The sequence below is a fragment of the Nocardia sp. NPDC127579 genome (assembly GCF_042672005.1).
In the GTDB taxonomy this organism is placed as follows: Bacteria; Actinomycetota; Actinomycetes; order Mycobacteriales; family Mycobacteriaceae; genus Nocardia.
In genome coordinates this window covers 497,088-509,709 of record NZ_JBHXVZ010000002.1, presented here as the reverse complement: position 1 = coordinate 509,709, position 12,622 = coordinate 497,088, and the positions used below count along the sequence as shown (strand labels likewise).

Genomic DNA, 12,622 nt, shown 5'->3' with positions numbered 1-12,622 from the left:
GGGACCGTCGTAGAGATTCCGAATCTGCCCGCGAGGATGGCATGGCCATCGAGTGAGCCCCCCACACTCGATGTCCACCCCTCGCCCACCCACGCGGGCAGCTCGAAGTGCGGCACCCGAATTGGGTGGCTCGGACAGAGCCGAACAGAACAGCATGCCAGATATCGGACATTCCGCGCAAGGGTGCCGATCTGGCCGAATCCGGCAGGTGCGCAGGGTGGTTGGCGCGGGGGTGCTGTCGCTTGTCGGTGGGCTGGGGTAGGAATTCGGGCAGTAGACGAGATGGGGGCCGGATGAACCACAATCGAAACGAGGCCGGATGACCACCGGCGCGGCAGCGCAGCGCGAGGTCCGCGTCACCGCCGGGCTCGGCGAACTCGACCGCTGGCTCGGCGATCAGGTGCGCACCGGGCTCGCCCATTCCGACCGCTCCGACGGGGCCTTCGCGGCGATGGCGGCCCGCATGGTGGACGCGCAGGCGCCCGGCGTGGCGCGGGTGCTGCGCCGGCTACCGGACCTGGTCGCGGCCCGGGCGGACTGGCCCGACGCGCTGCTGCGCGAGTACGCCCGCCTGCATCTGCTCGTCACCGCCCACCAGCGTCTCGACGAACTTCCGCCCGCGTTGCGCGCGAGCGTCCGCACCCACATCGGCTATCCGACGCGCACCGCGAGCGTCCGCGCGGAACCCGCCGTCCGTGACCAGTGGATGGCCCTCGGCGTCCGCACCACCGAAGACGACCGCCTCCACACCCGCCGCATCTGGTTACGCGGCCGGCGCACCGGTCGCTTCGCCGTCCTGGTCGACCACAGTTTCGGCGCCGCCGACTTCCCGAAAGACGTGCCCGCCCCGGGCCGGATGGCCGAAGCCGACCTGCACTACTACCCCGCCGCCGCGCCACTGCGCGCGGTGTGGGGCGAGCGTTATTCACCCGACGAACCTTTCACCACGATCCCCCGCGTATCCGCAGACCGGCACCCCGGTGGTGAAACCGCTGACACCGCGCCACATACCGCAGGATCGGTAACCGGCTGCCTCACCGAGCAAGCGGAGGCGCTGGCCGCCGATCCCTGGTTGCGGGCATGGCCGGTGTTGCTCTCGGAGGTCGTGCCGGTCGTCGGCGACGACGGCTGGCTCATCGCCGAATCCAGCGGCGCCGCACTCCCATTCGCGGCGGATCAAGGTCCGTGGCATCTGCTCGGTATCTCCGGCGGTCACCCGGTGACGGTGTTCGGCGAGTGGACATCCGCTGGGCTCGTGCCCATTTCGGTATTCACCGCGGGCGAGGTGATCGATCTCGAGACCGAATCGGCGCAGCAGGCAGACGCTGCCACGACCGTCGGCGAATACCTGGCCTCGGTCGCGCTGCTCGGCACGGCCCGCCGCACGGTCGATATCGCCCGGTTGGACCCTGCTGTCGGCGCGGTCGTCGCTCGCTCGACGAGCGACCCGGCCGTGCTCCTGCTCGAATCCGCCGCCCTGCACAGCGCGTTCACGCGCGCGGGCGCGCGGTCCACCAGCGCTGTGCTTCCGATATCCGCCCCGGACGACCCCCGCCGGCCCCTGCCCGCCGCGGCGGCCCGGCGCCTGGCCGCCATGCTGCGCGATCGTTCACCCTTTCTGCCGGAATGGTTCGAGGCCGCCGCACCGTACGATTTCCGTGCGCCCGATGCGCTGTGCGCCCTGCTGCTCGAACAAGCCGCCGCCCACGCGGGTTTGCGCGCACTCCTGCTCCGGCTGGCCGGAGCGCGCGGCCGCTGGCTGGCCGCGCAGCGCGCGCAGTGGCGAGAGCTGGAGTGGCCCAGCGCTTCCGGAGTCGCCGGGACCGCCTGGCAATCCGGCAAGCCCGCCGAGCGGGTCGCCTGGCTTGCCGGACTGCGCGACCGGGATCCCGCGCTGGCACGCTACACCCTCGCACGCGCCTGGCCGGACGAATCCGGAGCAGTGAAAGCCGAACTGCTGGCGACCTGCTCGACCGGCCTGTCCCTCGAAGACGAGCCGCTGCTCGAATCCGCGCTGGACGATCGCCGTTCCGATGTCCGCCGCACCGCCGCCGCCCTGCTCGCCCGACTCCCGAATTCGGCCTTCGCCCAGCGCATGACGGCTCGCGCCGATGACTGGCTCACGATCCATCCCGGCCCGGCCCTGCACGTAACTCTGCCCGATCCCCTGGACCCGGCTGCCCGGCGCGACGGAATCTTCGACCGCCCGGTCGAATTCACCTACCGCTGGAACGGAACCCCCGACCCCACCGCGGGCCGCCTGCGCCAGCTCGTCGCCGCCACTCCCCTGTCCTACTGGCGCACCCGGCTCACCCGATCGAACGGGCAGTCCGGCGAAACCGCTGGGCCGGCGGAGGTGCTGCGGGCCGGCGTCGAGGAGCGGTTTCGGCAGCCGATCTTCGACGGATGGGTGGATGCGGCGCTGGCGCAGCGGGATTCGGCGTGGGCGAAGGCGTTGTTCGAGGCCGGTGTTCCCTCCGATGTGGCGCTGCTGCGTCGGCGCGAGTTGTTCGCGCTGCTGCCCGAGGCGGATCGGGTGCGGCAGCTGTTGCGGCTGGACGGGTCGTGGTTCTCCGAGATCGAGGCACTGCTGCCGGCGATGGGGCATCCGTGGCCGGAACCCGTCGCGCACCATCTGCTGCTGTTGCTGTTCGAACGATCGCGGGTCGCGGCGCAGCGGGCCGGGGCGCACGGCGCCGGGCCCGCCGCGCACCGGTCGCTGCTGGTGGCGGCCGCCGCGCATCTGCCGGTCGAGTCGGCGGGTACGGCCGCCGTGCTGGCCCGGCGCTGCGAGGACCCCGGCTGGCAGCATGCTTTCGATCGACTCGCCCGCGACCTCACCCACCGCTCGATGATGCTCGAGGAGTTGCATTGATCCCCACCGATACCGCGCCGGAACTGCTGCGGCCACACGCCGAACAGGCCTACGCCGACGAACTCGCCGCCCTCGCGGCGGCCGACGAACGACCGCGGCCACCGGGCTGGCGGTTGTCGCCGTGGGCGGTGGTCACCTATCTGCTGGGCGGCGTCCTCGCGGACGGCACTGTGATCAGCCCGAAGTACGTGGGGCCGCGCCGGCTCATGGAGGTCGCGGTCGCGACCTTGGCCACCGACCGCGCGCTGCTGCTGCTCGGGGTGCCCGGCACCGCCAAAACCTGGGTCGCGGAGCATCTCTCGGCCGCGATCAGCGGTGCGTCCACCCTGCTGGTGCAGGGCACCTCCGGCACCGCGGAGGAGTCCATCCGCTACGGCTGGAACTACGCGCGGCTGCTCGCCGAGGGGCCGAGCGAGGGCGCGCTGGTCGCCTCGCCGGTGCTGACCGCCATGCGCACCGGGGCGATCGCCCGCATCGAGGAGCTCACCCGCATGCCCTCCGATGTGCAGGATGCCCTGATCACGGTGCTCTCGGAGAAGACACTGCCGGTACCCGAACTCGGCATCCAGGTGCAGGCGGCGAAGGGCTTCAACCTGATCGCCACCGCCAACGACCGTGACCGTGGCGTCAACGAACTCTCCTCGGCGCTGCGCCGCCGCTTCAACACGGTCGTCCTGCCGCTGCCCGCCAGCGAGGACGACGAGGTCGCGATCGTCACCCGCCGGGTCGAACAGCTCGGCGCCGCACTGGAATTGCCGCCGGTCACGGCCGCGGAGGAGATCCGCCGGGTGGTGCGGATCTTCCGCGAACTGCGCTCCGGCAGCACCGCCGACGGCCGCACCGCCCTCAAATCCCCCTCCGGGACCTTGTCCACCGCCGAGGCCATCTCCGTCATCACCAACGGCATCGCCCTGTCCGCCCACTTCGGCGACGGCACCCTCCGCTCCGCCGACATCGCAGGCTCCGTCCTCGGCGCGATCGTCAAGGACCCGGTCTCCGACACCGTCATCTGGACCGAATACCTGGAGGCGGTGGTCCGCGACCGCCCCGATTGGTCCGATTTCTACCGCGCCTGCCGCGAAATCACCACCTGATGCCCGCTTCGCCGCACGCCACCGCCGCGCCCGGTCGCCACCCCGCGGCACGGGTCGACATGCCGGTCACCCGGGTGTTCGGCATCCGGCACCACGGTCCCGGCTCCGCGCGGTCCCTGCTGAGGGCCCTCGACGACTTCCGCCCCGACACGATCCTCATCGAAGGTCCCGCGGACGCGGATCCACTGGTCGGTTTCGTCACCGCGGCGGGGATGGCGCCGCCGGTCGCGCTGCTCGCCTACGTCCCGGATCAGCCGTCCCGCGCCGCCTTCTGGCCGTTCGCCGCCTTCTCCCCCGAATGGCAGGCCATGCGCTACGCGGCGGAACACGCTGTCCCCGTCCGCTTCTGCGATCTCCCCGCCACCGCGGTGCTCGCCACCCGCGAGACTCCCGGCGACGCCTTCGACCCCGTGGCCGAACTCGCCGCCGCCGCGGGCCACGACGACACCGAACGCTGGTGGGACACCGTCCTCGAATCCACCCCCGACCACAATGCCTTCGACGCCATCACCGAAGCCATGTCCGCCCTCCGCCGACCGTCCCAGCGCCCGGGTTCGACAGGCGGGATGACGACTCCGGTGCCGAATCCTGTGGCACCCCCGGCAGCGGCCGACCACGCACCTACCCGGCCGCGTGGGCTGCAAACAGACGAACCGCGGTCGGCAGGCGCGCAAGCAGAGGATTCGCCAGGAGAAGCCGCGCGAGCGGATGACGCGCGGGTCGATCGGCACACGCTGGTGCGTGAGGCGTATATGCGGCAGGTATTGCGGAAAGCGCTCAAGGGTGGGGCGCGGCGGGTGGCGGTGGTGTGCGGGGCGTGGCATGCGCCGGCGCTGGCCGGGGAGTTGGGGCCGGCTGCGGCGGATCAGCGGCTGTTGAAAGGGTTGTCGAAGGTCAAGGCGACGGTGACGTGGGTGCCGTGGACACATTCGCGACTGGCGACAGCATCGGGTTACGGGGCCGGGATCGATGCGCCGGGGTGGTATCACCATCTGTTCCACGAGACCGAGCAGCCGGTGGCGCGGTGGTTGACGAAAGTGGCGGGCGTGCTGCGGGCGCATGATCTGCCGGTATCGAGTGCGCATGTGATCGAATCGGTACGGCTGGCCGAGACTTTGGCGGTACTGCGTGGACGTCCACTGGCGGGCTTGGCGGAGGTGACCGAAGCGGTGCGGGCCGTTATGTGCGGCGGTGAGGAAGCCCTGGTGCGGGCGGTGGGAGCCGAACTGGTTGTCGGCGAGGCCCTCGGTTCGGTGCCCGTGGGCGCGCCGACCGTACCGCTGGACGCGGATCTGCGGGCCCGCATCCGCACCCTGCGAATGAAACCGGAGCCCCAGGCCAAGGTACTCGACCTGGATCTGCGCAAAGACCGTGACCGGCAGCGCTCACAGCTGCTGCATCGGCTGGACCTGCTCGAAATCCCCTGGGGCGTGGTCGTTCCCAGCGATATCCAGGGTACGGGCACGTTTCGCGAGAGCTGGTCGCTGCGCTGGCGTCCGGAATTCGCCGTGGCGGTCGTGGAGGCCTCCCGCTGGGGCACCACCCTGGCCGACGCGGCCACCGCCAAGGTGCTCGACGCCGCCGAACACGCCGGTGTCGGCCTCGCGGAGCTCACCGCTGCCCTGGAGTCGGCGCTGCTCGCCGATCTCGCTCCCGCCCTCGTGGGCCTGGTCGCGCGCGTGGAAACCGCTGCGGCACTGGATCATGACGTCACCCACCTGCTGGCCGCGCTGCCCGGCCTGGTCGACACCCTCCGCTACGGCGATGTCCGCGGCACCGATACCGCGGCTCTCGCCCAGGTCGCGGACAGTCTGCTGGTCCGCATCTGCGCGGGTTTGCCGGGCGCGGTCACCGGTCTGGACTACACCGCGGCCGAACACCTGCGCACTCAGCTGGACGCGGCCCACACCGCCATCCACACCCGCGACAACCCGTGGGCCACTACCGAATGGCTGGCCGCCCTGCGCCGCCTGGCCGACCGCGAGGATGTCCATGGCACCCTCGTCGGCCGCGCCGTCCGCCTACTCGCGGATGCGGGCCAGCTCGACGAATCCGAGTCCGCCCGCAGGCTTTCCGCAGCCCTTTCGATCGGCCACACCCCATCCGCCAAGGCTGCCTGGATCGATGGATTCCTGGGCGGGCGCGGTCTGTTGCTCGTTCACGACCGCGCCCTGCTGCACCTGGTCGACACGTGGCTGCACACCCTGTCCGATCCGCAGTTCACCGACACCCTGCCCCTGCTTCGCCGCACCTTCGCCACCTTCGAACCCGGTGAACGCCGCGCCATCGCCCAGGCGTTGAGCAGCTCCGAAACCTCCGCGTCGATGCCGACCACGGACCCGGAGCGGGGCACCATCGCCATGACCACAGTCGCCGAGATCCTCGGAGTAGCACCATGATTCAGCCCGAGCCGATACCGGCCGCCGCGCTCGTCCGCGACCGGCCTGCGCTGATCGCGACAACGTCGGCGCACCGATTCGAGAAGCCCGCAGGCTACCGATCACCACCTGATCCACCCGCGAGCGGCGGGCCCGAGGTCGCACCCCGCGGCAGGAGTGGGCCCGTGCGGCGCGGGCGTGGTGATCGGCGATGACGCTGGACGACCGGCGGGCGCGACGCTGGCGGCTGGTGCTGGGCGCGGCCGCGGAGGCGGAGACCGGCGCTCTGGCGGCCGAGGACGCGGGAATCGATCAGGCGCTGGGCAGTCTGTACGACAGCGGTAAGAGCGAGTCCGGGAAACGGACCGGCGGCCTGGGGGCATCGGCACCGAAGGTGGCGCGCTGGCTGGGCGATATCCGCCGGTATTTCCCGTCGTCGGTGGTGGAGGTGCTGCAACGCGACGCGGTGGAGCGACTGGATCTGACGCAGTTGCTGCTCGAGCCCGAACTGCTCGAAGCAGTGCAGCCGGATGTCCATCTGGTCGGGACCCTGCTCGGCCTGAACTCGGTGCTACCCGAAACCACCCGGGCGACGGCGCGCATGGTGGTGACGCGGGTGGTGCGCGAGATCGAGGAGCGGATCGCGGCGCACACCCGCTCGGCGGTGACGGGCGCGCTCAACCGCGCGGCCCGTACCACCCGTCCGAAACCCCGGGATATCGACTGGGACCGCACGATTCGCCGCAATCTCGCACATTATCTGCCCGAGCACCGCACGGTGGTGCCGCAACGTCTGGTCGGGTACGGCCGCACCGCCCAGGCGGTCCGCCGGGACGTGGTGCTGGCCATCGATCAGTCGGGCTCGATGGCCGCCAGCGTGGTGTACGCGTCGGTGTTCGGCGCGGTGCTGGCTTCGATGCGCACGCTGCGCACGTCCCTGGTCGTGTTCGACACCGAGGTCGCCGATCTGACCGACCGGCTCGCCGACCCGGTGGACGTCCTGTTCGGCACGCAACTGGGTGGCGGCACCGATATCAATCAGGCGCTGGCCTACTGCCAGTCGCTGATCACCCGCCCGGCCGAGACGCTGTTCGTGCTGATCTCGGACCTGTACGAGGGCGGTATCCGCGCGGAGATGCTGCGGCGGATCAACGCGTTACGCGAGTCCGGGGTGCAGGTGCTGGTGCTGCTGGCCCTCTCCGATGACGGCGCCCCGGCCTTCGACCGCGACAATGCCGCGGCGCTCGCCGCACTCGGCGTCCCGGCTTTCGCCTGTACTCCCGACGCGTTTCCCGAGCTGCTCGCCGTCGCTATCGATCGAGGCGATGTCCACGCCTGGGCGGCGCGGCGTTAGCGACGGCGAGCGCGCGGTCAGGATCCGAAGCTGGTCAGCTGGCCCGCGAGGTCGAGGACGGAGGTGACGAGGGTTAGGACGGTCTCCAGAATTTGCATGCGTGGCGCTCCTTATCGAGGAATGGCTAACACTCAGCTAACAGATGGTAGGGCCGGGAACCGCGCTGACGTGGGATTTTGGTACTCGATTCGATACTGCGCCCCGTCGCCCACACCGGAGTTGGCTAGGCTGCCATCCATTGGGCTCGCTGAAATGGGGGGGCACGGATGCTGCGCCGTGGTGATGTCTTCGCCGACTTCGTGATCGAACGCGAGCTGGGCCGGGGCGGTATGGGCGCGGTCTACGCAGCGCGCCACCCCCGGTTGCCGAAGCTGCTCGCGCTCAAACTCCTGCATCGAGAACTGTTCGGCGACAACGAAACCCGCACCCGCTTCGAGCGCGAGGCCGACCTGGTCGCCCAGCTGGACCATCCGAACATCATCACCGTCTTCGATCGCGGTGTGCAGGACCGGCACCTGTGGATCTCGATGCAGTACGTCGACGGCGTCGACTCGGCGGCCGTCCCGGTCAACGCCATGCCGGTCGCGCGCGCGATGCAGATCCTGCACCAGACGGCGGGCGCGCTGGACTACGCGCACAGCCAGGGCGTGCTGCATCGGGACGTGAAACCGGCCAATATCCTGCTGTCCCGTTCGGCCGGCGTCGGCCCGGGTTTCACCGAGCGGGTGCTGCTCACCGATTTCGGGATCGCCAAGCTGCTCGGCGACACCGGCGGTCTGACCCGCACCGGCACCCTGGTCGCGACCCTGGCCTACGCCTCGCCGGAGCAGTTGATCTCGGCGCCGGTGGATCACCGCGCCGACCAGTACTCGCTGGCCTGCACCATGTTCCGCATCCTGACCGGCACCGGCCCGTTCGACGCGCCGAATATCGCGGCGGTGGTGTGGGGGCACGTGCAGACGCCGCCGCCGTCGCTGCGGGCGATCCGCCCCGATCTGCCCGCCGCCCTGGATCCGGTGCTCGCCAAGGCCATGGCCAAGGACCCGGACCAGCGCTTCCAGACCTGCTGTGAGTTCGCCGAGGCCGCGCTGGAGGCGTGGCGCAAGCCGCGGCCGCCGGAACGATCGGCACCGAAACCGCCTGCCCCGGAACCGGTTCGGTCGACCTCGTTACGCGCCGTCACGGATCGGGTACACGGCTGTCTGCTCGGCGGCGCGGTGGGCGACGCGCTCGGCGCTCCGGTGGAGAACATGCTGCTGGCCGATATCCGGCAGCGACACGGTCCGAACGGGGTGACCGGTGATCCGTTCGACGGGGCCATCTCCGAGGAGACCCAGCTCGCGCTGTTCACGGTGGAGGCGCTGATCAAAGGCTCGGTGCGAGCCCGGGCCAAGGGCATCGGCGGCGCGACTCTGGGCATGATGCAGCAGGGATTCCTGGTGTGGCTGCGCGGCCAGGGCATCGAGATCCCCGAGCAGCCGCTGCACAGCCGGCTCGCTGCGCATCCGGAGCTGATCGCCCCGCGCGGCACCGGGCACGCGGCCCTGTCGGCGCTCCAGCGGGCGGCGGCGCGCGGAAAACCGTACTCCCCGATGGGTACTCGCACCGAGCCGATCAACGATTCCAAGGGCTGCGCCGCGGTGGCCCGCGCCGCGCCCTGCGGTTTCGGCTATCTACTCGACCGCACCGGCCTGGCCGTGGAGTTCGTCTTCGAGCTGGGCTGCGACGCGGCGGCCCTCACCCACGGTCACCCGAGCGGCTGGCTGCCCGCCGGCGCGCTCGCGGTCATCGTCTACGAGCTGGTGCGCGGCGCCGACCTGCGCACCGCCGTCCAGCGGGCCCGCACCGAGCTCCGCAAGTACGCGCGGCACGAGGAGACCGTGGCTGCCCTGGACTCCGCGATGCGCTTGGCCGATCGCGCGGGCGGGCGTCCGCCCCGCGCGGAGGACATCGAAACCTTGGGCCCGGGCTGGATCGGCCCGGAGGCGCTGGCCATCGGCGTCTACGTGGCGCTGGCCGCCCAGGCGGCGGGCGGCAGCGCCGAACAGATCGTCCGCACCGGAATCCTGCTCGCGGTCAACCACTCCGGCGACAGCGACGCCACCGGCGCGATCTGCGGTGCCATCCTGGGCGCCCGCTACGGCGCGGCCGGGATTCCGCGCCCGTGGCACGCGGTCGACGTGCGCCCGATCATCGAGGAGCTGGCCGCCGACTACTGCAGCGAGTTCGGCCCGAACCCGCCGAGCACCGAATACGGCGGGCCGAGCGAGAAGTGGCTGCATCGCCACCTGGCCTGACGTGACGAGCGCCGGAACCGGCGCTCGTCACGCCGTTGCGCTACAGGTCGGCGATGGCCGCCAGCGGCGGCGTCCGCGCCGCCCGGATGCCCGGCCACAGCGCGGCGAGCACTCCGACCACCGCCGAGGAGATCAGCACCAGCACCAGCTGCGTCCACGGGATGGCAATCTGGTCCAGCCCCAGTTCGCTGAGCGTGCGCAGGAACCCGTAGCCCAGGCCGATCCCCAGGATCACGCCGACGATCGCACCGAAGACAGCGATCAGCGCCGACTCCAGGTAGATGGTGCGCCGCACCTGCGCCCGCTCGGTACCGACCGCGCGGAGCATGCCGATCTCGCGCCGCCGCTCCACCACCGACAAGGCCAGCGTGTTCATGATGCCCAGGATCGCGATCACCACGGCCAGCGCCAGCAGCCCGTACAGGATGGCGAGCATCGTATTGATCTGCTGCCCTTGCGAACCCTTGAACTGTTCCCGGTCCTGCACCTGTACCAGGGCGAAGTCGTCGGTGGCCCGCTCCAGGTCGGTCCGCAGCTTCGCCTGATCTGCGCCGGGGTCGCCGGTGACCAGCACGAAAAAATTGTTCTTGAACTGCGGCGGGGTCACCTGGTCGAACAGCTTGGGCGACAGGACGAAATCGCTGAACAGCGGCGTGTCCTCGAAGACACCGGTGACCGTGGCGGGCACCTTCAGCACCTTGGACGGATCGGCCGGATCATTGCCGTAGGTAGTGAGCTCGATCCGCTGCCCGGCCCGCCACCCGTGCTCGTCCGCCTCGTCCTTGGCCACCATGATGCCGTCGTCGCCGAGTTCGTCGTCGCCCGCGAGCATGGTGTAGTTCAGGACGCCGCGCATCGGCGCGTCCGGCGAGACACCGCTGGAGTCGTCGTCACCGAAACGCACCGCGGTGCCCCGGAATCCGACCACGTCCGCGGCCTCCGGCACGGCAGTCCGGACCTTGTCCGGGACGCCGAGCGGCAGCCCGATCAACTGGCTCTGCGAGGGGCCGGTCAGCACATAGTCGGCCTTGACCCCCTTGTCGACCAGTACCCCGATGCTGGCTTTGGCCGAAGCGCCGAGCATGCCGATCGCCGAGACCAGCATGAGCCCGAGGGTCAGCGCGAACGCCGTCGCCGCCGTCCGGCGCGGGTTGCGGACGGCGTTGTTGCGGGCCATCCGCCCGATCGGACCGAACGGGCGGACCAGCACGCCGAGCGCGCCGACCACCGGCCGCGACAGCGCGGGCGCGGCCAGCAGGACCGCGAGAATCAGGGCCAGCGCACCGATTCCGACCACCAGCGCGGCATTGCCGCCGGTGCCCTGCGCACCGAGCGCGACGAGCACGATTCCGGCTACCGCCAGCACCGCGCCGACGAGGGTACGCACGCGCAGCGATTCGCCGATCGACTTGAACTCCTCCCGCATCGCCTCCACCGGCGGGATCTGCGCGGCGCGGCGGGCCGGCGCGTAGGCGCTGACCACCGTCACCAGCAGGCCCACCGCGAGACCGACCAGGATGGTGCGCGGCAGGATCGCCATCGAACCGGTCGGCAGCCCGAGGTCGAAGGCATTGAGCAGCGAGGACAATCCGAACGCCAAGCCGACGCCCGCCGCCAAACCGACAGCGCTGCCGATCAATCCGATGACCAGCGCTTCCAGCACCACGGTGCGCCCCACCTGCTGGCGGCTCGCGCCGACCGCGCGCAACAGGGCCAATTCGCGCAGCCGCTGGGCCACGATCATCGAGAAGGTGTTGTAGATGATGAAGGTGCCGACGATCAACGCGATCGCGCCGAAGGCGAGAAGGAAGTAGTTGATGAAGTTCAGCGCCTCGGAGACCTGCGCTTTGATGTCGGCGCGCACCTGTTCGCCGTTCTGCACCTTGAAACCGGGCAGCTCCTTGGCGATCCGGTCCCGCAGCGCGTCCGCGTCGACGCCGGGCGCGGCCGCGATATCGACGTAGCCGACGTGCGTTCCGGTGGTGAACAGGTCCCGCGCCTGGCTCTTCTCGAACAGCACGCCGATGAATCCACCGGTCGCACTGGGGATCTCGTACAGGCCGGTCACCGTGACCTCGATGGAGGGCACCTTGTCGGTGCTGCGCGCGGGGATCAGCACCCGGGTTCGGTCGCCCAGTTTCAACCCCGCGCGTTCGGCGCCGCCGGTATTGAGCGCGATCTCACCGGGTTTACTCGGCGGAGTGCCCGCGACGAACGTATTCGGTTCGGCGACAGCCTGATCCGGCGGCGTGTACGACTCGCCGATGCTGGGCGCGCCACCCGTCTGCACCGGTTTGCCCTTGGCGTCGAGCACCACCAGCGGTCCGGACACGCTCGGCTCCACCGCGCGCACGCCCTCGGTCTTGCTGATCTTGTCCACCACGCCGAGCGGAACGCCGAAGGAGCGCATCTCCTCCGGGCTGACCCGCACGTCAACGCCCTTGGCCTCGTTGGCGAAGATGCCGTCGAAGGTGCGCTGCAAGGTATCGGTGAACACGAACGATCCGGCGATGAAGGCGGTGCCGAGCACCACCGACAGCAGCGTCAGCGCCAGGCGCACCTTGTGCGCGGCCAAATTGCGCAGAGCCACCGTGCGCATCGGATTCGCCAGCCCACCCGTCACC

Annotated in this window: 6 protein-coding genes; 5 read left to right on the top strand and 1 reads right to left on the bottom strand. The window is 70.6% G+C overall.

The features are described 5' to 3' along the window. Positions 1-319 precede the first annotated feature (319 nt). From ACFVMC_RS09865 to ACFVMC_RS09845, 5 genes are all read left to right on the top strand, one after another. Positions 320-2,875 (top strand): DUF5691 domain-containing protein, encoded by a 2,556-nt coding sequence (locus tag ACFVMC_RS09865; RefSeq protein WP_379208646.1) that lies wholly within the window; start codon positions 320-322, stop codon positions 2,873-2,875. Continuing rightward, positions 2,872-3,969, top strand: a complete 1,098-nt coding sequence (locus ACFVMC_RS09860; RefSeq protein WP_379208645.1) for an AAA family ATPase — start codon at positions 2,872-2,874, stop codon at positions 3,967-3,969. Before ACFVMC_RS09865 ends, ACFVMC_RS09860 begins: the two co-directional genes overlap by 4 nt. A gap of 59 nt (positions 3,970-4,028) precedes the next feature. Next, the gene (locus tag ACFVMC_RS09855; protein ID WP_379209495.1) at positions 4,029-6,368 is read left to right on the top strand and encodes a DUF5682 family protein; all 2,340 of its coding nucleotides are present in this window, start codon (positions 4,029-4,031) and stop codon (positions 6,366-6,368) included. A 190-nt stretch (positions 6,369-6,558) separates the two neighbouring features. After that, positions 6,559-7,701, top strand: coding sequence for a VWA domain-containing protein (locus ACFVMC_RS09850; protein WP_379208643.1), 1,143 nt, complete (start codon positions 6,559-6,561; stop codon positions 7,699-7,701). 266 nt (positions 7,702-7,967) lie between these two features. Continuing rightward, a complete protein-coding gene (locus ACFVMC_RS09845; protein ID WP_379208641.1) occupies positions 7,968-9,998 on the top strand; it encodes an ADP-ribosylglycohydrolase family protein in 2,031 nt (676 codons plus the stop codon). A gap of 40 nt (positions 9,999-10,038) precedes the next feature. Here the strand turns inward: ACFVMC_RS09845 and ACFVMC_RS09840 are convergent, their stop codons facing one another. After that, on the bottom strand, positions 10,039-12,597 hold the full coding sequence (locus ACFVMC_RS09840; RefSeq protein WP_379209493.1) for an ABC transporter permease: 2,559 nt from the start codon (positions 12,595-12,597) through the stop codon (positions 10,039-10,041). Positions 12,598-12,622: the final 25 nt, after the last annotated feature.